Origin of the sequence: Streptomyces durhamensis (assembly GCF_000725475.1) — a bacterium.
Taxonomy (GTDB): domain Bacteria; phylum Actinomycetota; class Actinomycetes; order Streptomycetales; family Streptomycetaceae; genus Streptomyces; species Streptomyces filipinensis.
Genome location: NZ_JNXR01000005.1, coordinates 235,356 through 257,872 on the forward strand (window position 1 = coordinate 235,356; position 22,517 = coordinate 257,872).

23 protein-coding genes are annotated in these 22,517 nt (G+C 72.4%); 14 read left to right on the plus strand and 9 right to left on the minus strand.

Annotation, left to right across the window (positions count from 1 at the left end; genetic code table 11):
• Nucleotides 1-86: 86 nt before the first annotated feature.
• Nucleotides 87-461 carry a YchJ family protein gene (locus IO33_RS0108810; protein ID WP_031162189.1) on the plus strand — a complete coding sequence of 125 codons (375 nt, stop codon included), beginning with the start codon at nt 87-89 and terminating at the stop codon, nt 459-461.
• Between the two features lie 14 nt (nt 462-475).
• Here the strand turns inward: IO33_RS0108810 and IO33_RS0108815 are convergent, their stop codons facing one another.
• Nucleotides 476-1,177 carry a FadR/GntR family transcriptional regulator gene (locus IO33_RS0108815; protein ID WP_031162192.1) on the minus strand — a complete coding sequence of 234 codons (702 nt, stop codon included), beginning with the start codon at nt 1,175-1,177 and terminating at the stop codon, nt 476-478.
• Nucleotides 1,178-1,318: 141 nt separating this feature from the next.
• On the opposite strand from IO33_RS0108815, the gene IO33_RS0108820 reads away from it, so the two are divergent.
• The 4 genes from IO33_RS0108820 to IO33_RS0108835 are packed head-to-tail and all read left to right on the plus strand — an operon-like array spanning nt 1,319 to nt 5,092.
• Nucleotides 1,319-1,837: a gluconokinase gene (locus IO33_RS0108820; RefSeq protein WP_031162194.1), complete on the plus strand. Its 519-nt coding sequence runs from the start codon at nt 1,319-1,321 to the stop codon at nt 1,835-1,837.
• 39 nt (nt 1,838-1,876) lie between these two features.
• Entirely contained in the window at nt 1,877-3,274 is a 1,398-nt protein-coding gene (locus tag IO33_RS0108825) for a GntP family permease (protein WP_031162196.1), read from the plus strand.
• A gap of 10 nt (nt 3,275-3,284) precedes the next feature.
• The gene (locus IO33_RS0108830; RefSeq protein ID WP_031162199.1) at nt 3,285-4,043 is read left to right on the plus strand and encodes an SDR family oxidoreductase; all 759 of its coding nucleotides are present in this window, start codon (nt 3,285-3,287) and stop codon (nt 4,041-4,043) included.
• A gap of 14 nt (nt 4,044-4,057) precedes the next feature.
• On the plus strand, nt 4,058-5,092 hold the full coding sequence (locus tag IO33_RS0108835) for an L-idonate 5-dehydrogenase (RefSeq protein WP_031162201.1): 1,035 nt from the start codon (nt 4,058-4,060) through the stop codon (nt 5,090-5,092).
• Here IO33_RS0108835 and IO33_RS0108840 read toward each other — a convergent pair.
• The 3 genes from IO33_RS0108840 to IO33_RS0108850 all read right to left on the minus strand — a co-directional run bounded on the left by IO33_RS0108840 (nt 5,089) and on the right by IO33_RS0108850 (nt 7,523).
• Nucleotides 5,089-5,715: a cytochrome b/b6 domain-containing protein gene (locus IO33_RS0108840; RefSeq protein ID WP_031162204.1), complete on the minus strand. Its 627-nt coding sequence runs from the start codon at nt 5,713-5,715 to the stop codon at nt 5,089-5,091. The two genes, IO33_RS0108835 and IO33_RS0108840, sit on opposite strands and share 4 nt — an antisense overlap.
• On the minus strand, nt 5,699-6,427 hold the full coding sequence (locus tag IO33_RS0108845; RefSeq protein WP_031162207.1) for a molybdopterin-dependent oxidoreductase: 729 nt from the start codon (nt 6,425-6,427) through the stop codon (nt 5,699-5,701). Before IO33_RS0108845 ends, IO33_RS0108840 begins: the two co-directional genes overlap by 17 nt.
• A gap of 118 nt (nt 6,428-6,545) precedes the next feature.
• On the minus strand, nt 6,546-7,523 hold the full coding sequence (locus IO33_RS0108850; protein ID WP_031162209.1) for a hypothetical protein: 978 nt from the start codon (nt 7,521-7,523) through the stop codon (nt 6,546-6,548).
• 327 nt (nt 7,524-7,850) lie between these two features.
• Between IO33_RS0108850 and IO33_RS0108855 the strand changes: the two genes are divergently transcribed.
• From IO33_RS0108855 to IO33_RS0108870, 4 genes are read left to right on the plus strand one after another with little or no spacing between them, the layout of a single operon-like run.
• A complete protein-coding gene (locus tag IO33_RS0108855; protein ID WP_051926570.1) occupies nt 7,851-8,747 on the plus strand; it encodes a DMT family transporter in 897 nt (298 codons plus the stop codon).
• 27 nt (nt 8,748-8,774) lie between these two features.
• Nucleotides 8,775-9,290 carry an NUDIX domain-containing protein gene (locus tag IO33_RS0108860; protein WP_031162213.1) on the plus strand — a complete coding sequence of 172 codons (516 nt, stop codon included), beginning with the start codon at nt 8,775-8,777 and terminating at the stop codon, nt 9,288-9,290.
• 21 nt (nt 9,291-9,311) lie between these two features.
• A complete protein-coding gene (locus IO33_RS0108865) occupies nt 9,312-9,704 on the plus strand; it encodes a YidH family protein (protein ID WP_031162215.1) in 393 nt (130 codons plus the stop codon).
• On the plus strand, nt 9,692-10,027 hold the full coding sequence (locus tag IO33_RS0108870; protein ID WP_031162218.1) for a DUF202 domain-containing protein: 336 nt from the start codon (nt 9,692-9,694) through the stop codon (nt 10,025-10,027). Before IO33_RS0108865 ends, IO33_RS0108870 begins: the two co-directional genes overlap by 13 nt.
• A 4-nt stretch (nt 10,028-10,031) precedes the next feature.
• Here IO33_RS0108870 and IO33_RS0108875 read toward each other — a convergent pair whose 3' ends face one another.
• Nucleotides 10,032-11,003: an NADP-dependent oxidoreductase gene (locus IO33_RS0108875; protein WP_031162219.1), complete on the minus strand. Its 972-nt coding sequence runs from the start codon at nt 11,001-11,003 to the stop codon at nt 10,032-10,034.
• A 145-nt stretch (nt 11,004-11,148) separates the two neighbouring features.
• Between IO33_RS0108875 and IO33_RS0108880 the strand changes: the two genes are divergently transcribed.
• From IO33_RS0108880 to IO33_RS0108890, 3 genes are all read left to right on the plus strand, one after another.
• Entirely contained in the window at nt 11,149-11,448 is a 300-nt protein-coding gene (locus IO33_RS0108880; protein ID WP_031162222.1) for a hypothetical protein, read from the plus strand.
• 170 nt (nt 11,449-11,618) lie between these two features.
• Nucleotides 11,619-12,641 (plus strand): phosphotransferase family protein, encoded by a 1,023-nt coding sequence (locus IO33_RS0108885; RefSeq protein ID WP_031162224.1) that lies wholly within the window; start codon nt 11,619-11,621, stop codon nt 12,639-12,641.
• 6 nt (nt 12,642-12,647) lie between these two features.
• Nucleotides 12,648-13,862, plus strand: coding sequence for an acyl-CoA dehydrogenase family protein (locus IO33_RS0108890; protein WP_031162226.1), 1,215 nt, complete (start codon nt 12,648-12,650; stop codon nt 13,860-13,862).
• Nucleotides 13,863-13,917: 55 nt separating this feature from the next.
• Here the strand turns inward: IO33_RS0108890 and IO33_RS0108895 are convergent, their stop codons facing one another.
• The 3 genes from IO33_RS0108895 to IO33_RS0108905 are packed head-to-tail and all read right to left on the minus strand — an operon-like array spanning nt 13,918 to nt 16,987.
• Nucleotides 13,918-14,511: a TetR/AcrR family transcriptional regulator gene (locus tag IO33_RS0108895; RefSeq protein WP_031162228.1), complete on the minus strand. Its 594-nt coding sequence runs from the start codon at nt 14,509-14,511 to the stop codon at nt 13,918-13,920.
• A 26-nt stretch (nt 14,512-14,537) separates the two neighbouring features.
• The gene (locus IO33_RS0108900; protein ID WP_031162230.1) at nt 14,538-16,217 is read right to left on the minus strand and encodes a class I adenylate-forming enzyme family protein; all 1,680 of its coding nucleotides are present in this window, start codon (nt 16,215-16,217) and stop codon (nt 14,538-14,540) included.
• Entirely contained in the window at nt 16,214-16,987 is a 774-nt protein-coding gene (locus IO33_RS0108905) for an SDR family oxidoreductase (protein WP_031162233.1), read from the minus strand. Before IO33_RS0108905 ends, IO33_RS0108900 begins: the two co-directional genes overlap by 4 nt.
• Before the next feature lie 104 nt (nt 16,988-17,091).
• Here IO33_RS0108905 and IO33_RS0108910 point away from each other — a divergent pair, with 104 nt between their 5' ends.
• Both IO33_RS0108910 and IO33_RS0108915 read left to right on the plus strand, forming a co-directional pair.
• Nucleotides 17,092-18,312, plus strand: coding sequence for an exo-beta-N-acetylmuramidase NamZ family protein (locus tag IO33_RS0108910; RefSeq protein WP_031162235.1), 1,221 nt, complete (start codon nt 17,092-17,094; stop codon nt 18,310-18,312).
• A gap of 83 nt (nt 18,313-18,395) precedes the next feature.
• Nucleotides 18,396-19,694 carry a hypothetical protein gene (locus IO33_RS0108915; RefSeq protein ID WP_031162237.1) on the plus strand — a complete coding sequence of 433 codons (1,299 nt, stop codon included), beginning with the start codon at nt 18,396-18,398 and terminating at the stop codon, nt 19,692-19,694.
• A gap of 26 nt (nt 19,695-19,720) precedes the next feature.
• On the opposite strand, the gene IO33_RS0108920 is transcribed toward IO33_RS0108915, so the two are convergent.
• A complete protein-coding gene (locus tag IO33_RS0108920; RefSeq protein ID WP_031162239.1) occupies nt 19,721-22,507 on the minus strand; it encodes a penicillin acylase family protein in 2,787 nt (928 codons plus the stop codon).
• Between the last annotated feature and the right edge of the window lie 10 nt (nt 22,508-22,517).

A 22,517-nucleotide genomic window follows, 5' to 3' on the forward strand; every position in this document is an offset into this window, starting at 1 on the left:
GCGCCCACGCGGCGGAGCCGCACCCCGATACGGCCCCGCGCCCCCGCGGGACGCTGCCCTCTCACTGTACGGGCAGAATGTCGCCCATGACCTCGCGCGCCTGCCCCTGCGGACTCCCCCAGCCCTACGACGCCTGCTGCGGCCGCTTCCATGCGGGGACCGGCGCCGCGCCGACCGCCGAGCTGCTGATGCGCTCCCGGTACAGCGCGTTCGTGACCGGGAACGCGGGGTATCTGCTGCGCACCTGGCATCCGCGGACCCGGCCCGAGCGGCTGGACCTCGACCCCCGGATGTCGTGGACGGGCCTGGAGATCCTGGAGGCCGCCGACGGTTCCGCCTTCCACACCACGGGCACGGTGACCTTCCGCGCGTCCTACCGGGGCGGTTCGCTGCACGAGCGGAGCCGGTTCGAGCGGGTGGACGGGGCGTGGGTGTACGTGGACGGGGACTTCCTGGACTGACGGGCACCGGCCGGCTAGGGCGCCAGGATGTCCAGTTCCTGCAGGGCGCCCACGGTGATCTCCCTGGTCAGCTGTTCGGCGCGGGTCGCGTCGCCGGCGCGGACCGCCTCCGCCACCTGCACGTGCAGGGTGACCGCCGCCGGGTCGGGGTCCTCGAACATGACCTCGTGATGGGTGCGGCCGGCCAGCACCTCGGCGACGACGTCGCCGAGCCGGGCGAACATCTCGTTGCCCGAGGCGGCGAGGACGACCCGGTGGAAGGCGACGTCGTGGACCAGATACTCCTGCAGCCGGTGGCCGCGTGAGGTGGCCACCATGCCGAGCGCGCACTCGGTGAGTTCGGCGCACTGCTGTGCCGTGGCGTGCCTGGCGGCGAGGCCGGCCGCGACCGGTTCCACGGCCGAGCGCAGCACGGTCAGCGAGCGGAGCTGGTGCGGGCGGTCGGCGCCGGCCAGCCGCCAGCGGATGACCTGGGGGTCGTAGACGTTCCACTCGGCCTTGGGGCGGACGGTCACGCCGACCCTGCGGCGGGACTCGACCAGGTGCATGGACTCCAGCACGCGGACCGCCTCGCGCATCACGGAGCGTGACACCTCGAAGTGCTGAGCGAGTTCGTCCGTGCGCAGAACGCTCCCCGGCGGGTACTCGCCCGCCGTGATCGCGGGGCCGAGGGTGTCCAGTACATGGCCGTGCAGCCCCCGGCCCGGTGTGGTCATGCACTCAGCGTACGGCGTGGATCACAGAGACAAAAAGTCAGACTTATAAGTCACAGAGTCTTGAATTCGTCGTACCTAATGGGTTTCAGTGTGGCGACGCCGTCGTGGCGTCGGATGTCGAGGAAGACAGCGAGGCAGTACATGCGAACCCCCCAGGTCGTCGTCGTGATGGGCGTCGCGGGGACGGGCAAGACCACGATCGGTCCCCTGCTCGCCGCGCGGCTGGGCGTCCCGTACGCCGAGGGCGACGACTTCCACCCGCAGGCCAACATCGACAAGATGTCGGCCGGGATCCCGCTCGACGACAGCGACCGCTGGCCCTGGCTGGACGCCATCGGCCACTGGGCGCACGCGCGGGCCGGACTGGGCGGGGTGGTCAGCAGCTCGGCGCTGAAGCGGTCCTACCGCGACCGGCTCAGGGCCGCCGCCCCCGGGGTGGTGTTCGTGCACCTCACGGGCGACCGGGAGCTGATCGAGGGCCGGATGAAGCAGCGTCAGGGGCACTTCATGCCGACGGCGCTGCTGGACTCCCAGTTCGCCACGCTGCAGCCCCTGGAGCCGGACGAGGCGGGCGTCGCCGTGGATGTGGACGGCAGCCCGCAGGAGATCACCGAGCGTTCCGTACGGGCCCTGGACGCGCTTCCCGTCGCATCCGAGTAACACCTCACCCCCGTCCCCCGTCACCGCAAGGGATCCCCCGTGACCAGACTCAGCGTCGAGATGCTGGCAGCGGACGCACCTCCGCCGATCACCTCCGCCGGACACGCCCAGCTGGGCATCGCCGTCCTGGTGGGCATCGCCGTGATCGTCCTGCTCATCACCAAGTTCAAGCTCCATGCCTTCCTGGCCCTGACCATCGGTTCCCTGGTGCTCGGGGCGGTCGCCGGAGCACCGCTCGACAAGGCCATCACCAGCTTCACCACCGGGCTCGGCGCCACCGTCGCCGGCGTGGGTGTCCTGATCGCGCTCGGGGCGATCCTGGGCAAGCTGCTCGCCGACTCCGGTGGCGCCGACCAGATCGTCGACACGATCCTCGCCAAGGCCGGGGGCCGTGCGATGCCCTGGGCGATGGTCCTGATCGCCTCCGTGATCGGTCTGCCGCTGTTCTTCGAGGTCGGCATCGTGCTGCTGATCCCGGTCGTGCTGATGGTCGCCAAGCGCGGCAACTACTCCCTGATGCGCATCGGCATCCCGGCCCTGGCCGGTCTGTCCGTGATGCACGGCCTGATCCCGCCGCACCCCGGCCCGCTGGTCGCGATCGACGCGGTCAAGGCCAACCTGGGCGTGACCCTGGCGCTCGGCATCCTGGTGGCCGTCCCGACGGTGATCATCGCTGGTCCGCTGTTCTCCAAGGTCGCGGCCCGCTGGGTGGACGTCCCCGCCCCCGAACGCATGCTGCCGCAGCGCGCCTCGGAGGAGCTGGAGCGCCGCCCCGGCTTCGGCGCGACCCTGGCGACCGTGCTGCTGCCGGTGGTGGTCATGCTGGCCAAGGCGCTGGTGGACATCGTCGTCGACGACCCGGCGCACCCCACCCAGCGCGTCTTCGACGTCGTCGGCTCCCCGCTGATCGCGCTGCTCGCCGCCGTGATCGTCGGCTTCTTCACGCTGGGCCGGCCCGCCGGGTTCGGCAAGGACCGGCTGCAGCAGACCGTCGAGAAGGGCCTGATGCCCATCGCCGGCATCCTGCTGATCGTCGGCGCGGGCGGCGGCTTCAAGCAGACGCTGATCGACTCCGGCGTGGGCCGGATGATCCTGGACGTCTCCCAGGACTGGTCGATACCGGCGCTGCTGCTGGCCTGGCTGATCGCGGTGGCGATCCGGCTGGCGACGGGCTCGGCGACGGTGGCGACGGTCTCGGCGGCCGGCCTGGTCGCACCGCTCGCGGCCGACATGTCGACCACCCACACCGCCCTGCTCGTCCTCGCGATCGGCGCGGGCTCGCTCTTCTTCAGCCATGTCAACGACGCCGGTTTCTGGCTGGTGAAGGAGTACTTCGGGCTGAGCGTCGGGCAGACGGTCAAGACCTGGTCGGTCATGGAGACGATCATCTCGGTGGTCGCCGGCGGCCTGGTCCTGCTCCTCTCACTGATCCTCTAGGGGTACGGGCATGAGTCACCCGCTCTTCGACATCAGCGGCCGTACGGCCCTGGTCACCGGCGCCGGCCGGGGCATCGGCCACGCGCTGGCCCGGGGCCTGGCCGAGGCGGGCTGCACGGTGGTCCTCAACGGGCGTGACGCCGGCCGGCTGGCCCGGGCCGCGGCGGGCCTGCCCGGTGTCACGCACACGGCGGTGTTCGACGTGACCGACGGCGCCTCGGTGGCCGCCGGGATCGCGGACGTCGAGGAGCGGGTGGGCCCGCTCGACATCCTCGTGAACAACGCGGGCGTGCAACTGCGCGCCCCGCTCCTGGAGTTCAAGGACTCCGACTGGCACCGCGTCCTGGACACCAACCTCACCGGCGCGTTCCTGGTCGGCCGGGAGGCGGCCCGCCGGATGACCGCGCGCGGCCACGGCAAGATCGTCAACATCTGTTCGCTGCAGAGCGAGGTCGTCCGGCCCGGCATCGCGCCGTACGCGGCGGCCAAGGGCGCGCTGAAGATGCTCACCAAGGGCATGTGCGCCGACTGGGGACCGTACGGCGTCCAGGTCAACGGCCTCGGCCCCGGCTACATCGAGACCGAGCTGACCCGGTCCCTGGTGGCGGACGAGGAGTTCAGCGCCTGGGTCCGCGGGCGTACCCCGGCCGGCCGCTGGGGCCGTACCGAGGACCTGGTGGGCGGCCTGCTCTTCCTCGCCTCACCCGCCGCCGACTTCGTGAACGGGCAGATCCTGTACGTCGACGGCGGCATGACGAGCGTGCTCTGAAAGGGGCTGCGGCCATGCTGGGTTGTGTGATCCACGGGGCCGGCGATCTGCGGGTGGCGGAGCTGCCGGTGCCCCGGCCCGGGGCCGGTGAGGTCCTGGTGGCCGTCCGCTACGGCGGGATCTGCGGGTCCGACCTGCACTACTGGCGGCACGGCGGGGTCGGTGACTTCCGGCTGCGCGAGCCGATGGTGCTCGGGCACGAGGTGGTGGGCACGGTGATGGCCCACGGCACCGGGGCCGGGGGACCGGCGCCGGGTACGGAGGTCGCCGTACACCCCGCCACACCGTGCGGGCGCTGCCCGGAGTGCGCCGGCGGGCGGGCGAACGTGTGCCGGGACACCCGCTATCTGGGCAGTGCGGCCCGCTTCCCGCATGTCCAGGGCGGGTTCGCGGCGCGGATCGCCGTACCGGCCGGGCAGGTGAGGGCGCTGCCGGAGGGGCTGGGGCTGCGGCGGGCCGCGCTCGCCGAGCCGTTGTCGGTGGCGCTGCACGCGCTGCGGCGGGCCGGGGACGTGACCGGCCGGCATGTGCTGGTCACCGGGGCGGGGCCGATCGGGTGCCTGGTGGTCGCGGCGGCGAAGGCGGCCGGCGCGGCACGGGTGACGGTGACGGACCTGGTGCCCGAGGCGCTCGGGTACGCGGCGGTGGCCGGGGCCGACACGCTGGTACGGGCCGACGACCCGGGGGACGCCGGGTGGCCCGAGGAGGTGGACGTGGCCGTCGAGGCGTCCGGGGTCACGGCCGGGCTCGGCACCTGTCTGCGGCTGGTGCGGCGCGGCGGTGTGGTCGTCCAGCTCGGGATGCTGCCGCCGGGGCGGAGTCCGTTCGCCGGGAATCTGCTGGTGAGCCGGGAGATCGAGCTGCGCGGGGCGTTCCGCTTCGATGCGGAGTTCGACGACGCGCTGCAACTGCTGGCCGCGAGCGGGGAGTTCGACGCTCTGATCAGTTCCGTGCTTCCCCTGCGGGACGCGGGCGGCGCCGGGGCCGCGTTCGAGCTGGCCGCGGATCGGGGGCGGTCCTGCAAGGTGCTGCTGGAGTTCACGGGTTAGGGGCGCCACAGCGGGTGTTCCCGCTCGGCCCACTCCCGGCTCACCGTCCCCGTGCGCAGGCCTCGCCTCGCCTCCGGGTCGCCCAGGGCCATGCCGATGTGGCCGGCCAGGACCACGCCGATGGTCAGGGCGAGCCAGTCGTGGACGAAGGTGGCCGAGGTGCGCCACATCAGGGGGGTCAGGTGGGTGAACCACATCATCAGGCCGGTGCCGAGCATGACCGGCACGGCGCCGGCGATCCACGCGGCGTAGACCTTCTGGCCGGCGTTGAACTTGCCCGCCGGGCGGGAGGAGCGGCGCTTGTCCCGGCTCAGCGCGGCCCACAGCCACACCCGGTCGTGCGGGCCGAAGCGGTTGAGGAAGCGCAGGTCGGCCCGGAAGGCGCGGGAGGCGAGGCCCAGCAGGACCGGCACCGGGAGGGCGATCCCGGCGCACTCGTGGATGCGCACGACCAGTTCGCGGCGGCCGACCATGACCGCCAGCTGGGGGATGTACAGGACGGCCGCCGTGACCACGCAGACGCCCATGAGCACGGCCGTCGTGCGGTGCACCCAGCGTTCGGCCCGGCTGAAGCGGCGGATGCGGGCAGCGGGCGGGGCCGGGGCGTCAGCTCGTAGGCTCATCGGTCCGTCCGTTCGACCGGCCGACCCAGGCGTCGACGTCGTAGCCGAGGCGCTCCCAGTAGCCGGGATCGACCCGGTCGGTGACCGTGATCCCGGAGAGCCACTTGGCCGACTTGTAGAAGTACATGGGGGCGACGTAGAGGCGGACCGGGCCGCCGTGGTCGTGGGAGATGTCCTTGTCCTGCATGCGCAGGGCCACGAGGACGTCGGGGCGGCGGGCCTGGGCCAGGGTGAGGCTCTCGGTGTAGGTGCCGTCGAAACAGGTGAAGCGGATCGCCTTGGCCGTGGACCGCACCCCCGCCATGTCCAGCAGGTGGGAGAGCCGCACGCCCTCGAAGGGGGTGCCGGGGACCCGCCATCCGGTGACGCACTGGACGTCCTTGACCAGCCGGGTCTGCGGCAGGGCGCGCAGCTCGGCCAGCGTGTGGGTGCCCGGGCGGTCGACCAGTCCGTCGATCGTCAGCCGGTAGTCCGCGGCGTCCTGGTGCGGCACGGACGCGGCGACGGAGTAGTAGCGGAAGCCGCCGCCGTTGGGCAGCAGGCCGGTCAGTCCGGTGGGGTCCTTGCCGGCGACGGCGCCGAGGAAGCCCTCCAGGCCGCGTTGCAGCGCGGGCGCGGCGACGACACCGAGCGCGCCCAGGCCGAGGGTGCCGAGGAAGACGCGGCGGCCGACGGGTGTGCCGTTCCGCTCCTCGGATCGTTCAGGGTTCACGTTGCCATTCGAGCACTCGGGGCCTTGCGGGGCCAGGGAACCGGGTCACAGGTAAGACTTCCGTCATCACTTCTCCTGTGGGTCTCGCCCACCCGTACGGCTGGGCGGCCCCCGCCGTTCAATGCCCGAGCGCGCGGGCGCGGGCCGCGTGGAAGGCCGCCAGGGGGTCGCGGTGCAGGCAGGACCAGGGGGCCGGGGTGGCGTGGCGGCCGATGCGCTGGAACAGGGCCGCGGCCTCGGCCGGGCGGCCGGCGCAGGACAGGGCGAAGGCGAGGTGGTTGAGGTCGACGTGGCGGCGGGGGTGTTCGTCGTGTTCCCACTCCAGCCACCAGTCGAAGCCGGCGCGCAGGATCCGGCGGGCCCGCGGGCCGGACCAGTGTCCGCGGGCCGCCGGGTCCGCGGGGGCCAGGCCCGCGGCGACGAGGACCCGGTGGCGCTCGGCGTGGGCGACGACCGGCAGGAGGGCGAGCGGGGAGTCGGCCGGGGCCTCGGCGGCGGCCAGCTCGGCGAGGTCGTACACCTCGTGGTCCTCGGCGCCCCGGCCGGCGGAGGGCCGTTCGGCCAGGCGGGCGAGGAGCAGATGGTGGGCGTGGTGGTGTTCGGGGTGGCGGCGGCGCAGCTCGGCGAAGACACCGAGCGCCTCGTGCTCGGGGCCGAGGGTGCGGGCCAGCAGGAGTAACCCCAGCCAGGGGGTGGGGTCCGCGGGGGCCAGTGCGGCGGCGTCGGCGCAGGCCGCGCGGGCCCGGTCGGGCTCCTCCTTGCCGCGCAGGGCGCGCTGCACCTGGGCGAGGGCGTACAGCGTGGCGGCGTCGGCGGAGCCGGGTTCGGCGTGCAGCCAGTCGTCGGCCCACGCCGCGGCGTACGGCTCCTGGGCGAGCACGGTGAGGCGGTGGCCGCGGCGGTCCCAGTCGTCGCCGGTGTGCAGCAGCAGGGAGCGGGCGGCCTGGCGCCTGCCCTGGGCCAGCGCGGCGCGCGCGGTGTGCAGTGCGGCGTCGCCGAGGGTGTCGTCGAAGGCACCGCGGTCGTCCGGGGCGGTGTCGCCGGGCTGGTCCGTAGGGGCACGGCGGGCGCCGAGCACGGGTGGGAGAGGGGGCACCGCGGGACTTCCTGTTTCTCGCTGCCATCAGCCGATCACGGACAGCAAACCCTCAGCCAAGGGTCGCGTCAAGCGGAACGGGCCTGTTGCCGGGTTCAACCACCCTTGCACACAGGGAACTTGGGCAACTCCACGCAGGTGGGCCGGGACGCCACAGGGGTGGCCGGCGGACCGCTGTGGCGTACGCCATGGCGCCGGGCCGCCCGGCCACCGACCATGGCGAGTCAACCGCCCGGTTCCGGGTACTTCCGGGTGCATCGAGTCCCCGGAGCGCTACAGTCGGCCACTACGCACCCGTGGTCCGGCCGGATGATCGAGGTACGCAGCGTGTCCGTTCTGGTTCTCCTTCTCGCCGTGAGTGCGGCCTGCTGTCTGGGCTTCGGATTCGTGCTCCAGCAGAACGCCGCGGAGAAGGCACCGCTGAGCGACTTCCTGTCCTTCCGGCTGCTGCTCGACCTGATGCGGGTGCCGCGCTGGCTGGGCGGGCTCGGCCTGATGGTGGCCGGCATGGTGCTCGGCGCGATCGCCCTCGGCGAGGGGGAGATCTCCCTGGTCGAACCGCTGCTCGCGACCAATCTGCTGTTCGCGCTCGCCCTCTCCCGGCACCAGACCAGACAGCCGCTGGGCCGCCAGGGCTGGGCGGGGCTGGCCCTGCTCGCCGGCGGGGTGAGCGCGTTCATCCTGGCGGGCGAGCCGCGCGGCGGCCACGCGATCGCCGATCCGCTGCGCCACTGGCTGATCATCGGCGCGATGGTGGGCGCGGCCCTGGTGCTCACGACGTACGGCAAGCGTTCCCGGCTGAGCTGGGGCCCGGTGCTGCTGGCCACCGCGGCCGGGCTGCTGTACGGCGTGCAGGACGCGCTGACCCGGGTGAGCGGCACCCGCTTCGCCGAGGGCGGGCTCACCGAGCTGTTCACCGGCTGGCAGCCGTACGGCGTGCTGGCGTGCGGGGTCACCGGGCTGGTCCTGGTGCAGAGCGCGTTCGAGACGGCCCCGCTGCGCATGTCGCTGCCCGCGCTGACGGCCGCAGAGCCGCTCGCCGGGATCCTGTGCGGCGTAGGGTTCCTCGGCGACCGGCTGCGGACCGACACCGGGGCGCTGGCCTGGGAGGCGGCCGGGCTCGCGGCGGTGGTGGCGGGCATCATGCTGCTCGGGCTGCACCCGGCGATGCCGTGCGGCGCGGCGCGGACGGAGCCGTCGGCCCGGGACCTCCAGCGGCGCTGAGCAGCGGTCGCCTGCTTGGATGGGGCCATGAACCCCGCGGACGAAATCCTCGACATCGTCGACGAGAACGACCAGGTCGTCGGCCGGCACCCGCGCGGCGAGGCGTACGCGAAGGGCCTGCGCCACCGCTGCGTGTTCATCCAGGCCCAAGACGCGGCCGGCCGGCTCTTCGTGCACCGGCGCACCGCCACCAAGCTGGTCTTCCCGGCCCTGTACGACATGTTCGTCGGCGGGGTGGTCGGGGCGGGCGAGTCCTACGACGAGGCGGCCCTGCGGGAGGCCGAGGAGGAACTGGGCGTGCGCGGACTGCCGCAGCCGGCCTTCCTCTTCAAGTTCCTGTACGACGACGGCGCCGGGAACAGCTGGTGGTCGGCGGTGTACGAGGTGCGCTGCGAGCTGCCCGTGAACCCCCAGGCCGAGGAGGTCCAGTGGCATGACTTCCTGCCCGGGGAGGAGGTCGAGCGGCGGCTCGGCACCTGGGAGTGGGTGCCGGACGGGCTGGCCGCGTACGAGCGGCTGAAGGCGTTCCGAAGCGGCCGGTGAGGCGCCGGTAGGGTCGGCGGCGTGAGCGACTTCGTACGGAACATCCGGCTGTGGTTCGCGCCTGAGCAGGTGCGCGAGGAGGGTGGCACGCCCGACTACCGGTTCTCGCTGGCCAACGAGCGCACCTTTCTCGCCTGGCTGCGCACCGCGCTCGCGCTGATCGGCGGCGGGTTCGCGGTGGACCAGTTCCTGCCGGACCTGCGCTGGGCCTGGCGGGCCGGTCTCGCGCTCGCGCTGCTCGGAGCCGGTGTGCTGTGCTCGCTGCGCGCGGTGAACCACTGGGTGCGCTGCGAGCGGGCGATCCGGCGCGGCGAGGACCTGCCCGTGTCCCGGTTCCCGGCGCTGCTGAGCCTGGTCGTCGCGACAGTGGCCGTGGCGATGGTCGTGGTGGTGCTGGTCGGATGGGCGGGGTGAGCCCCGCGCCGGGGCCCGTGGACCGGGACCCCGGACTGCAGCCCGAGCGCACCCGGCTGGCCTGGCGCCGTACGACGCTCTCGGCGACCGTGGCGGCCGTACTGGCCGTGAAGACCGCGCTGCACGGCGGGGCCTCGGCCGCCGGGGCCGTCGGGTGCGCGGTGTGCTGTGCGCTGTGGCTGGGGTTCCTGTGGGTGGCCCACCGGCGCATCCGCACCCTGGCCTCCGGGGAGCGGCCGCCCGCGCTGGTTCCCCGGCAGGCGACGACGGCGGTGCTGTGCGCGGTGGCGCTGGCGGTCTGCGCCGCCGTACTCGTCGTCTAGCCGGTTAGCCCGCCGTGCCCGCCGTGCCCGCCGTGCCCTCCTCGGACTCCCAGTCCACCGTGACCACGATCTTCCCCCGGGTGCGGCCCTCCTGGTTCAGCCGGTGCGCGTCCGCCGTCCGCTCCAGCGGGAAGCTCTCCTGGACATGCACGGAGACCACCCCCGCCTCGGCCAGCCGGACCAGCTCGGCGAGGTCCTCGGGGTCCGGGCGGACGAAGCAGTAGCGCCCCCCGTAGCCCACCACCTCCGGGTCGGCGATCGAGGCCAGCCGGCCCTCCGGGGCGAGCAGGTTCGCCGAGGTCTTCAGGGTGTCGCCGCCGACGGTGTCGAAGACCGCGTCCACGCCCTGCGGGGCGAGCCCGCGCACCCGCTCGGCCAGGCCCTCGCCGTAGGTCACCGGCTCGCCGCCGAGGCCGCGCACGTACGCGTGGTTCGACTCGCTCGCCGTACCGATGACGCGGGCGCCGAGGTGGGCGGCGATCTGGACGGCGAGGGAGCCGACCCCGCCGGCCGCCGCGTGCACCAGCAGGGTCTCGCCGCGCCCGACCTCCAGCGCCCCGACGAGCACCTGGTAGGCGGTGAGGCCGGCGAGCGGGAGGCCCGCGGCCTCCTCGAAGGACAGGGTGCGCGGCTTGCGGGCCAGCGTGCGCACGGGCGCGGCGATGTACTCGGCGAAGGTGCCGCGGGACAGGAAGTCCTCGCGGCAGTAGCCGATGACCTCGTCGCCGACGGCGAACTCCGTGACCGCGGCGCCGGGCTGGACGACCACCCCGCTGACGTCCCAGCCGGGGATCACCGGGAAGACGGCGTCGAGGACCGCGTCGAGATAGCCCTCCCGGCACTTCCAGTCGACCGGGTTGACGGCCGCCGCCCGAACCTTGACCAGCACCTGGTCCGGGCCGACCTTCGGATCGCGCACCTCGCCGTACTCCAGTACGTCGGGGCCGCCGTAGTGGCGGTAGCTGATGGCCTTCATGCCCTAGACCCTCCGGGGTACTCGTGCGCCACGCAACCGTTATGCGCCGATATGCGCCGTTCGCGCGCGTAGCCTGTCCGTCGCCACACCCCCGTACCCCGCCGTACACCCCCGTACCCCGCCATCCGCACCGAAGGTGAGCACCATGACCACCCTTCACCAGGAACACACCGCACACGGCACGCACAGCCACGGTCCGGGCTGCGGGCACAACGCCGTGCCGCACGGCGACCACCTGGACTACGCGCACGACGGGCATCTGCACCGCGAGCACGACGGCCACTGGGACGAGTGCGAACCGGCCGGGCACACCGTCCACGAGGGCCACGGGCACGTGCACTACGACGAGTGCGGACACGCGCAGGTGCCGCACGGCGACCATGTCGACTATCTGCACGACGGACACCGGCACGCCGAGCACGACGGCCACTGGGACGACCACTGACCGACCGCACAGCACGGACCGACGGCTCCCCGGGCGGCGCGCCGGGGAGCCGTCGGCCTTATCGTGGCTCCGGTCACGTTTCACCTCCTCTTGGGCAGACACACTGGACGACATACCGACCGGTCGGCATCATGGGTCGAGTCCTGTTCACCCGTTCGTAGGAGTGATGTATGAGCGCCGACCACCCGCCCGGACTCGACCTGGACCGGCTGCGTTCCCTGCTGCAGCGCGAGCGCCCCGGTCTGGTGACCGGCCCCCTGACCGGCCGGCTGATCGAGGGCGGACGGTCGAACCTCACCTACGCGGTCTCCGACGGCACCTCGAAGTGGGTCGTGCGCCGGCCCCCGCTCGGCCATGTCCTGGCCACCGCGCACGACATGAAGCGCGAGCACCGTGTGATCAGCGCCCTGCACCCGACCTCCGTGCCGGTGCCGCGCCCGGTGGTGCTGTGCGAGGACGAGGAGGTGCTCGGGGCGCCGTTCTACGTGATGGAGTTCGTCGACGGCACCCCCTACCGCACCGCCCAGCAGCTCGCGCCTCTGGGCGCCGAGCGCACCCGGAACGCGGTGCTGTCCCTGGTGGACACGCTGGTCGAGCTGCACGCGGTGGACCCCGCCGGGGTGGGCCTTGAGGACTTCGGCCGGCCCGAGGGCTTCCTGGACCGGCAGCTGCGCCGCTGGGGCAAGCAGCTGGACGCCTCCCGCAACCGTGAGCTGGCCGGCATCGACGAACTGCACGCCGCGCTCGGCCGGTCCCTGCCCGTCTCCCCCGCCCCGGCCGTCGTCCACGGCGACTACCGGCTCGACAACGTCCTGATCGGCGAGGACGACACGATCAAGGCGATCCTCGACTGGGAGATGTCGACCCTCGGCGATCCGCTGACCGACCTGGGCCTGCTGGTGATGTACAGCCGCCCGCTCGGCATGCCCGACTCCCCCGTCTCCACGACCGCCGAGGCACCGGGTCACCCCTCCCCGCAGGAGCTGATCGAGCGCTACGCCGCGCGCTCGGGGCGTGATGTCTCGGCCGTCGCCTGGTACGAGGCGTTCGCCTGGTTCAAGCTCGCCGTGATCCTGGAGGGCATCCACTACCGGTACACCCTCGGCCAGACCGTCGGACAGGGCTTCGACCGGATCGGCGACCTCGTCCCCGTCTTCATCGACCACGGACTGACCACTCTTCAGGAAGGCTGACCGGTCATGGACTTCGCGTTCGACGCCCGCACCGAGGAACTCCGCGCCACACTCCTGGCCTTCATGGACGAGCACGTGTACCCGGCGGAGGCGGTGGCGGAGGAGCAGCGTGCCGCGCTGGCCTCCCCGTGGGACACCCCGGCCGTGGTGGCGGAGCTGAAGGCCGAGGCCCGCAGGCAGGGCCTGTGGAACCTCTTCCTTCCCGACGCCGAGCACGGCGCCGGACTGACGAACCTCCAGTACGCGCCGCTCGCCGAGATCACCGGCCGCTCCCCGCATCTCGCGCCCACCGCGACGAACTGCGCGGCGCCGGACACCGGGAACATGGAGGTGCTGGCGCAGTTCGGCAACGAGCAGCAGAAGAAGCAGTGGCTGGAGCCGCTGCTGGCCGGTGAGATCCGCTCGGCGTTCGCGATGACCGAGCCGGAGGTGGCCTCCTCGGACGCCACCAACATCACCACGCACATCGAGCGGGACGGCGACGAGTACGTCATCACCGGCCGCAAGTGGTACATCTCCGGCGCGATGAACCCGGACTGCGCGATCTTCATCGTGATGGGCAAGACGGACCCGGACGGCGCCGACATCCGCCGGCAGCAGTCGATGGTGCTGGTGCCGCGCGACACGCCGGGCGTCACCATCCGGCGCGCGATGCAGGTCTTCGGCTACGAGGACCACTCCCACGGCGGCCACGCCGAGGTGATCTTCGACCACGCGCGGGTGCCGGTCGGCAACCTGATCGGCGAGGAGGGCGGCGGCTTCGCCATCGCCCAGGCCCGTCTCGGCCCCGGCCGTATCCACCACTGCATGCGGCTGATCGGCATGGCCGAGCGGGCGATCGAGCTGATGTGCCGGCGGGCGGTGTCCCGGACGGCCTTCGGCAAGGCCCTCGCCCAGCAGGGAGTGGTCCAGAACTGGATCGCCGACGCCCGGGTCACCGTCGAACAGCTGCGCCTGCTGGTGCTGAAGACGGCCTGGCTGATGGACACCGTCGGCAACAAGGGCGCCCACACGGAGATCCAGGCCATCAAGATCGCCACACCGCGCGCGGTGGTCGGCATCCTGGACCGCGCGATCCAGCTGCACGGCGCGGGCGGCGTGAGCCAGGACTTCCCGCTGGCCGAGCTGTACGCGAGCGCCCGCACCCTGATGCTCGCCGACGGCCCGGACGAGGTGCACCAGCGGTCGCTGGCGCGGCGGGAGCTGAAGAAGTACCTGTAGGAGGGTGCGGGTGAGGGGCGGTCGCCCTGGGCGACCGCCCCTCACCCGGCTGCCGTCACGGCCGCAGCGCCCGCAGCAGCAGGTCGGCGAGGTGGTCGGCGACCTGCTGGGGGGTGAGGGGGCCGTCGGGGCGGTACCAGGTGGACAGGTGGTGGACGGAACCGAAGTGGTAGTCCACGACCAGGTCGGCCGGCGTCGCCGTGGAGAAGACGCCCTCCTTCTGGCCCTCCTCGATGAGCGCGCGGAACCGTTCGTGGTAGCGCCGGCGCTCGGCGCGGACCTGCTTGTTCTTCTCCGGGCTGAGATGGTGCATGGACCGGAAGAAGATCATCGCGTCGTCGAGGTTCTCGATCGTCGTGACGACCACGTCCGCCGCGGCGCCTCTGAGCCGCTGGTCCACCGGGGCGTCCATGTCGGCGTAGTGGTCCAGCCGCTCCTGCTGGACGCGCAGCACACGCGCGTACACCTCGTGCAGGAGGTCGTCCTTGGAGCCGAAGTAGTGGTAGAGCGCCCCCTTGGTGACGCCGGCCGCCTCCACGATCTCCTGCACGGAGGTGCGGTCGTACCCCCGCTCGGCGAAGAGCCGGGTGGCGGCGGCCAGCAGCCGCTGCGGAACGGGCGTCCCGTCCCCGTCCGTCGTCCTGGGCACTGCCGCCACCTGCCTTTCCTCGTCGCCTACTGACCGGCGTTGCTGTTGTCGTGCGCGCGGGAACGCAGTTCCCGACGGAGGATCTTCCCACTCGCCGTCTTGGGCAGGTCGGGGAGGATCTCCACCTGGCGCGGGTACTTGTACGCGGCCAGTCTCTCCTTGCAGTACACCGCGAGTTCGTCCGGGGCCGCGTCGGCGCCCGGACGCAGGCTGATATAGGCCTTGACGGTCTCGCCACGATAGCCGTCGGGGACACCGACGACGGCCGCCTCGCGCACCGCCGGGTGGGTGTACAGCACGTCCTCGACCTCTCGGGGCCACACCTTGAAGCCGGACGCGTTGATCATGTCCTTCTTGCGGTCGACGACGTACAGCCAGCCCTGGGCGTCCATGAAGCCGATGTCGCCGGTGCGCAGCTCGCCCGCCGGGAAGGTCTCGGCGGTGGCGTCCGGGCGCCGCCAGTATCCGGGGATGACCTGGGGCCCGCGTACGACGATCTCGCCCTGCTCCCCGAAGGGCACCTCCGCGCCCTGCTCGTCCACGATCCTGACGAGCGTGTCGGCGCCGGGCACGCCCACCGACAGCGTCCCGGAGACGGGGTCCACGGGCGCCTCCAGGCCGGGCGGGACGGCGGCGCACGGGCCGGAGCACTCGGTGAGGCCGTAGCCGACGCGGATGTACGGCCCGAAGCGGTCGCGGAACCTCTCCACCAGGGCCGGCGGCACGGGCGCGCCGCCGGAGGACAGGTTCACGAAGGAGGCGAAGTGCGCGGGGCCGGCGTCCGGGTGGGCGGCGAGCGCCATGTAGGCGGTGGAGGGGCCGACCGTGTAGTGCGGGCGGTGCTCGGCGAAGGCCTCCAGGACGAGTCCGGGTTCGAAGCGGTAGGCGAGCACCAGGGTGCCCGCGCTGTTCAGACAGGCCGCGAACTGGCACACCATGCCGGTGATGTGGAACAGCGGCGCGAGCGCGTAGTAGACGGGCGCCTCGGGCAGCGCGAGCCCGGTCCGCTGCCGCTCGGCGTTGTGCATGATGTTGCCGTGGGTGTTGGTGGCGCCCTTGGGTGTGCCGCTGGTGCCGGAGGTGTAGCTGATCAGCGCGACGTCGTCCGGGCCGGGGGCGCCGCCCTCGGGGGCCTTGCCGCCCTGGCGGGCGACGGCCACGAGGTCGTCGGTGTCCGGCGCCTGCGGCAGCCGCTCGAATCCGAGCACGCGCGCGTCGTTGCGTGTCTGGAAGTCCAGCTCGCAGGCGGTGAGGACGACCCGCACGGGCGAGTCGGCGGCCGTGGCCCGCAGATACGACTCCCAGGCGCGGTCGGAGCAGACCAGCGCCGCCACCTCGCCGTCCCGCAGGACATGCCCGACCTCGCCCGACTTGTACATGGGGTTGACCGGGACGACGGTCGCGCCGGCCTTCCAGGCGCCGAGGACGGCGAGCACGAAGTGCGGGGTGTTCTGGAGCAGCACCGCCACCCGGTCGCCGCGCGCCAGTCCGCGTGCGGCGAGGTGGGCGGCGACGGAGTCGCTCAGCTCGTCCACCTCGCGGTAGCTGAGCCGGGCGTCGAAGTAGGCGAGGAAGGTGCGGTCGGGCGCCTCGGCGACGGCGGCCCGCAGGGCGTGCACGAGGGAGTCGGCCGGGTCGACCGGACCGCGCTGGACGTCGTCGAGCAGGGCCAGCCACGGCCGGTCCGCGTACCGGGCGGCGCTCACCGGGCCTCCTCCCACCGGCGCTGGAGGTGGTTCATGCCGCCCAGCCAGCGATCCGGCTCGGTGGCCCGCGCCTGGTAGTACTCGGCCACCTCGGGGTGCGGCAGGATCAGGAAGCGGTCCTCCTCGATGCCCCGGAACAGGGCGTCGGCGACGGCCGCCGGCTCGATCGCGGTCGGCTGGAGCACCAGGTCGCCCGCGCTGCCGGTCGCGGCCAGCATGTCCGTCCGCACGCCCTGCGGGCAGATCGCGTGCACCTTCAGGCCCCGGTGGCGGTAGGTCAGCGACAGCCACTCGGCGAAGGCCAGGGCGCCGTGCTTGGTGACGCTGTAGGAAGGTGCGCCGATCATGGTGAGCAGTCCGGCCGCCGACACGGTGGACACGAACCGCCCGGCGCCCCGCTCCAGCCAGCCGGGCAGCAGCTCGTGGGCCGCCCGGACGTGTGCCATGACGTTCACGTCCCAGGACGTCGCCCAGGACTTCTCGTCGAGCGGCCCGCCCGCGCCCCCGTCCTCGAAGGCGACACCGGCGTTGGCGCAGTAGACGTCGACCGTGCCGCCGAGCGCGTCCCGGGCGTCGTGGACGACCGCGGAGGCGTCGCCCGGCACCGCGATCCCGCCGATCTCCTCGGCCACCGCCTTGGCCTTCTCGGCATCCAGGTCGTTCACGACGACCCGGGCTCCCTCGGCGGCGAACCGCCGGGCCAGCGCGGCCCCGATCCCACCGCCGGCCCCGGTGACGACCACTCCCGCATCCTGCAGGGCTTCCACCATCGGTCTCCTTCGACACGACTTCGCGCGACGCGCATCGCCTCTGATCGGGTCAGACTAACCGGTCGGTATGTGTGAAGGAAGGGCCACGGCACCAACCTCCAGCCATGGACCTGTCCCGACGCAACCTCCTCACATCGGCAACGGTGGCCGCCCTACCGGCCGCCCCCGGACACCGCGAAGCCCTGCGCACCGGCTTCGACAGACTCGCGGCCGACGGCTACTCCCTGCTGCAGGGCCGGCGGGTCGGCATCGTCACCAACCCCACCGGCATCACCACGGACACCAGCCACATCGTCGACGTGATGCACAAGGACCCCCGCGTCAGGCTGACGGCGGTCTTCGGACCCGAGCACGGCTTCCGCGGCACCGCCCAGGCCGGCGGCTCGGAGGGCCGCTACGACGACCCGGCGACGGGCCTGCCGGTCTACGACACGTACCTGAAGAGCGGCAAGCCGCTCGCCGACATCTTCACCACCTCCGGTGTCGACACGATCGTCTTCGACATCCAGGACGTCGGGGCGCGTTTCTACACGTACATCTGGACGCTCTACGACTGCATGGAGGCCGCGCGGCTCGCGGGCAAGCGGTTCGTCGTCCTCGACCGGCCCAATCCGGTGACCGGCCGCGAGGCCCAGGGGCCGGTCCTGCACAAGGAGTTCGCGACCTTCGTCGGCCGGCAGCCCGTCGCGCAGGCGCACGGGATGACCGTCGCGGAGCTGGCGCGGCTGTTCAACGGGGAGTTCCTGAGCAAGCCGGTCGCGCTGGACACGGTCCTGATGACCGGGTGGAAGCGGTCGGACTGGTACGACGCCTCCGCGCTGCCATGGGTGCCGCCGAGCCCGAACATGCCGACCCCGGACACGGCCCTCGTCTACTCCGGCACCTGCATGTTCGAGGGCACGAACGTGTCGGAGGGGCGGGGCACGACCAGGCCCTTCGAACTGCTCGGCGCCGAGGGCCTCGACGGCCGCTGGGCCGCCGCCGTGAACGGACTCGGGCTGCCGGGGGTGCGGTTCAGGGAGGCCTACTTCGCGCCCACCTTCTCCAAGTTCCAGGGCAAGACCGTCGGCGGGGTGCAGATCCATGTGGCCGACCGGGCCGCCTACGACCCCGTGCGCACCGGTGTCGCGCTGCTGGTGACCGTCCGCAAGGCCTGGGACGGCTTCGCGTGGCGCTCGGACAACTGGATCGACAAGCTCACGGGTTCCGCCCGGGTGCGCACGATGATCGACGCGGGGGCGGACACCGACGAGGTGACCGGCGCCTGGCAGGAGGAGCTGACCGCCTTCCGGCGGATCCGAAAGGAATATCTCCTCTACAGGTGAGGCGCGGTGTATGGCCAACCTTGCCCCCGAGCAGGACGATACGTCCGCAACGCATCGTTTCAGGGGGGACGAGGGAGCCTGACATGGCGGATCCTGGGATGAGCGTGACTCCCTACTGGGAGCTGACCTTCGACGCGGACGGGGACGTGGAGCGCCCCGAACGCGACCGTCTGCTGACCCAGGTCACGGAGCACGGCGTCCGTGACCTGGTCGTCTTCGCACACGGCTGGAACGACGACCGCTCGGGCGCCACCGCGCTCTACCGCCGTTTCTACGCGCCGTTCCCGGCGCTCGCCCCCGGGGCCCGCCTCGGGTACGTGGGCGTGATCTGGCCGTCGATGCGGTTCAGCGACGAGCCCATCCCCGACTTCCCGAAGTCGGCGGCGGCCGCGGCGGCGGAGGCCGCACCGAGTCCGGCGCTGGACAAGGACACCCGGCGCGCGCTGCTGGGCACCTTCCCGGACCGGGCGTCCGTGATCGACCAACTGGCCCGGATGCTGGACGAACGGCCGGACGGCACCGAGGCGTTGACGGAGTTCGGGCGGCTGGTGCGGCTGCTGGTGGACGCGGAGCCGCCCGGTGTGGCCGACACCGGGGAGGAGGGCGAGCCGGCCGTGTTCACCGGGGACCCGGTGACCGTCTGCGCCGCGTTCGCCGACGCGCTCGCCGCGGTGCGGTCGTCCGGCGCACCGGCCGGGTTCAGCATCCCGAACCCCTGGGAGGGGGCCAAGGAGCTGCTGCGGCAGGCGGCGTACTACACGATGAAACGGCGCGCCGGAACGGTCGGCGAGCACGGGCTCGGGCCGGTGATCGGGCAGTTGGCGCAGGCGGCGCCCGGGCTGCGGGTGCATCTGACCGGGCACAGCTTCGGCGGGCGGCTGGTGTCGTTCGCGCTGCGCGGGCTGCCCGACGCAGTGCGCGCGGTGAAGTCCGTGACCCTGCTGCAGGGGGCCTTCTCGCACTACGCGTTCGCCGACGGGCTGCCGCAGGACCCGGGCAAGGCGGGCACGCTCAAGGACCGGCAACGGCGGATCGACGGGCCCCTGGTGTGCTGCCACTCGCACTTCGACTCGGCCCTCGGCACGTTCTATCCGCTGGCCTCCCGTCTGGCCGGGGACGACCGCTCCTGCGCGGGCAGCGAGATCGCGGCCGTGCTGGGACCGCGGTGGGGTGCGATGGGCCACGACGGGGTGCAGGCGGTGCCGGGGACCCGCCGGCTGGACCTCGCGGCGGCCCTGGCCGGACCGCTGCCGGCGACGGGGTGCGTGAACGTCGACGCGGCGGCCGTGGTCCGGCGCGGGGGTCCGCCGACCGGGGCGCACAGCGACATCCTGCACCCCGAACTGGCCCGGCTGTTGCTGGCGGCGGGCCGTGTCACCTGACCCGCCGCCCGCGTCAGCCGGTCGGCTCACCGGTGCGAGGTGTACTCCACCACCTGCTGGAACGTCGGCCGGTTCTGCCAGCTGATCTTGCCGTGCTTGATGCCGCCCAGGGTGCGCTGGACGATCGAGTCGGCGCACCACTGGTCGCCGGCCGAGCACTGGTCGTCACCCGGGTAGACCTGGGCGGCGGTCGCCTGGGCCGCCTGCTTCAGCGTGCTGATCAGAACATCCCGGCAGGCGCCGAGGCTGCCGCCGCCGCAGTACTTCTCGGCGAGCCCGCCCTGCACGTTCTCGCCGAGAACGGCCCGGATGTCCTTGTCGACATAGCTCCACCAGCCGTACTGGAAGGAGCTTCCGGCGTGCGAGCCGGTCGGGCCGTGCCCGGCGGACGGTGCCTCGTCCACGGGGATGTCGTTGGTGAACGCGGTGTACAGGCCGCTGCCGAGACCGGGCTCGAACTCGGCCTTGACGAGAAGCGGCCACCAGGCGTCGAGGATGCGGATCGCGTCGGCGTCGGCGTACGTCTTCGAACCGGCGGACGTCTCCGTGCGCTTGGCGCCCGCGGTCACCCAGGCCTGCAGCTTCTTCACCGCGTCGGCGGCCGTGGGGTCGGTCACCGGCGAGGAGTTGACCACCTTGAGCAGCTTGGGCAGCACGTCCTCGGCCCGCAGGTCGGCGAGGGCCGCGTCCGCCATGGCCTGCACCAGCTTCGCGCGGGTCACCCCGCCGGCCGCGACCAGCTTCTTCACCCGGTCCTGCAGCAGGTTGCCGCGGTGCACGGACCCGTCGCCCCAGGACGCGGTCGTGTAGTCCTGGGCCTGCTTGTTGTTCCAGGAGACGTAGTAGTCCTGGTCGACGGAGTTCGGGTGCGCGGAGGCCGGGGTGTAGTCGGCGGTGTTGCCGGCCGGGTCCCAGTTCCGCCACTCGTACGCCGGCTGCGCCCAGACCGGGAACTCGGCGTCGACGCCGTCGGCCCGGACCGGGTTGTCACCGCTGTTGTAGTACGCGGTGTGCTGGGAGTCGGCGTAGAACCAGTTGAAGGTGTAGTTGATGTGCTGGGCCGCGCTCTGGAAGTCCTTCGGGCCCTTGACGTAGCCGGGGTCGTTCAGCATCTGGAAGCCGATGATCGAGTCGGCCTCGTGCAGGTAGGAGGAGCGCAGCGAGGTGTAGGCGACCTTCTTGCCGCCGACGGTCGCGCGGTACTCCACCGGGCCGTACTTCGTGCGCCAGACCCGCATGGTGTACGACCCCGCCGGCGTGCTGTCCGCCATGGTCGGCGACCAGGAGTTCTTCTGCTCGATCTTGTCCATCGCCGTACAGGTGCCGTGGTAGAGGTAGTGGTAGTCGTCCTGGCACAGTTCGACGGCGTAGGTGTCGATGATGTCCTGGCCGGAGGTGGTCGCGCTCCAGGAGTAGTCCTGGCCGCGGCCGAGTTCGACGTACATGCCCAGACCCGCGAAGGAGGCGCCGCGGGCGCTGATGCCCGGGCCCTGGATCTCCTGGAGCATGAGCAGCTGCGGGGCGAAGTAGCCGGTCTGCGGGCCGAAGACGGCGATCGGATGGCCGCCGGCGGTGTACTTTCCGCCGACCACGAGCGCGTTGGACATGCCCCGCTTGGCCGAGCCGAGCGCGGTCTTCGCGGCGCCGGCCGAGGTGCTCCTGGCGGCCGCGGTGGCGGCGCTGCCCGTACGGTCGTGGACCAGCGGTTCCTCGGTGACCGAGCCGGGGTCGGGCAGCGCCTCGCCCTTGGCGTCGGCGGGTTTGGTGGCGTACGGGAAGCTCTCGCCGTCATGGACGGTCAGGGCGGCCTCGGGGTCGTTGCGCTCCCGGAAGGACTCCCAGACCTTGGTGCCCTCCTCGACGCCGTACTTGGACTGGGCGGCGATCAGGGAGAGGGCGTTGCTGACCTCACCGCCCCCGCCGGAGCCGAACAGCGAGCCGATCACGGAGGCCAGCGCGACGAGGTCGGTGACCTTGAAGTGCTCGATGGTGCCGGAGTTGGTGATCGGGTCCTTGTGGCCGGTCAGGTCGTACTCGCCGGGGAAGTAACGGCCGCTGTCGGAGGCGTCGATGTAGGCGTTGACACCGTCGAGGTAGGCCTTGACGTCGCCGAGGGCCTGCTGGCCGCGGGCGCCGTTCTTGGCCACGGCGTTGTCGATCTGCGCCTGGAGGTCGGCCTCGGTGTAGGGCGCGTTGCGGTAGAACTGCTGCTCCAGGCCCTGGTTGGCGGCGGCGCCGCCGGCGAAGGAGGTCAGCTGGCCGCGGCCGACGTGCCGGAAGACGTCCATCAGCCACAGCCGGTCCTCGGCGGCGGCATAGCCCGCGCCGTACTCCGTGCCGTACCGGGTGGTGCCTGTGATGTGCGGCACACCGGTCTTCTTGTCCCGGACGATCGTCACGTCGCCGCGCCCGCCCGGTTTCTCGCTGGAGGCGACCTGGTCGGACGGGACGCCGAACGAGGCGTCGTCGAAGAAGGAGTTGATCTTCGCATCGGTCAGGCCCGGGTAGCCGGTGGCGAGGCCGGCGTACGGGCCGAGCTGGTCCTCGGCGTGTGCGGGCTGGGTGCCGAAGGCCTGGTTGAGGAGGATCTGCGCGAGGGTCGCGTTGCCGTTCTCGCCGGGCGGCAGGATGTCCGAGCACTGGCCGCCGCAGTAGTCGTTCGACGCGGTGGCGTCGGCGGCGGCCGGGGTCTGGGTGAGAGGGGAGAGAAGTCCGGCGACGAGGACGCATATCGACGCGGACTTCAGGAACCCGGTGAAGCAGCGGGACGTTCTCAGTCTGACAAAGGCGGTACGTGGGGTTCGCCGTGGCATGGCGGCTCCT

Excerpts from the sequence above, each read along its gene's own strand:
- IO33_RS0108810 (WP_031162189.1), top strand. The coding sequence starts at position 87 with ATGACCTCGCGCGCCTGCCCCTGCGGACTCCCCCAGCCCTACGACGCC.
- IO33_RS0108815 (WP_031162192.1), bottom strand. The coding sequence starts at position 1,177 with ATGACCACACCGGGCCGGGGGCTGCACGGCCATGTACTGGACACCCTC.
- IO33_RS0108820 (WP_031162194.1), top strand. The coding sequence starts at position 1,319 with ATGCGAACCCCCCAGGTCGTCGTCGTGATGGGCGTCGCGGGGACGGGC.
- IO33_RS0108830 (WP_031162199.1), top strand. The coding sequence starts at position 3,285 with ATGAGTCACCCGCTCTTCGACATCAGCGGCCGTACGGCCCTGGTCACC.
- IO33_RS0108835 (WP_031162201.1), top strand. The coding sequence starts at position 4,058 with ATGCTGGGTTGTGTGATCCACGGGGCCGGCGATCTGCGGGTGGCGGAG.
- IO33_RS0108840 (WP_031162204.1), bottom strand. The coding sequence starts at position 5,715 with ATGAGCCTACGAGCTGACGCCCCGGCCCCGCCCGCTGCCCGCATCCGC.
- IO33_RS0108860 (WP_031162213.1), top strand. The coding sequence starts at position 8,775 with ATGAACCCCGCGGACGAAATCCTCGACATCGTCGACGAGAACGACCAG.
- IO33_RS0108870 (WP_031162218.1), top strand. The coding sequence starts at position 9,692 with ATGGGCGGGGTGAGCCCCGCGCCGGGGCCCGTGGACCGGGACCCCGGA.
- IO33_RS0108875 (WP_031162219.1), bottom strand. The coding sequence starts at position 11,003 with ATGAAGGCCATCAGCTACCGCCACTACGGCGGCCCCGACGTACTGGAG.
- IO33_RS0108880 (WP_031162222.1), top strand. The coding sequence starts at position 11,149 with ATGACCACCCTTCACCAGGAACACACCGCACACGGCACGCACAGCCAC.
- IO33_RS0108885 (WP_031162224.1), top strand. The coding sequence starts at position 11,619 with ATGAGCGCCGACCACCCGCCCGGACTCGACCTGGACCGGCTGCGTTCC.
- IO33_RS0108890 (WP_031162226.1), top strand. The coding sequence starts at position 12,648 with ATGGACTTCGCGTTCGACGCCCGCACCGAGGAACTCCGCGCCACACTC.
- IO33_RS0108905 (WP_031162233.1), bottom strand. The coding sequence starts at position 16,987 with ATGGTGGAAGCCCTGCAGGATGCGGGAGTGGTCGTCACCGGGGCCGGC.
- IO33_RS0108910 (WP_031162235.1), top strand. The coding sequence starts at position 17,092 with ATGGACCTGTCCCGACGCAACCTCCTCACATCGGCAACGGTGGCCGCC.
- IO33_RS0108915 (WP_031162237.1), top strand. The coding sequence starts at position 18,396 with ATGGCGGATCCTGGGATGAGCGTGACTCCCTACTGGGAGCTGACCTTC.
- IO33_RS0108920 (WP_031162239.1), bottom strand. The coding sequence starts at position 22,507 with ATGCCACGGCGAACCCCACGTACCGCCTTTGTCAGACTGAGAACGTCC.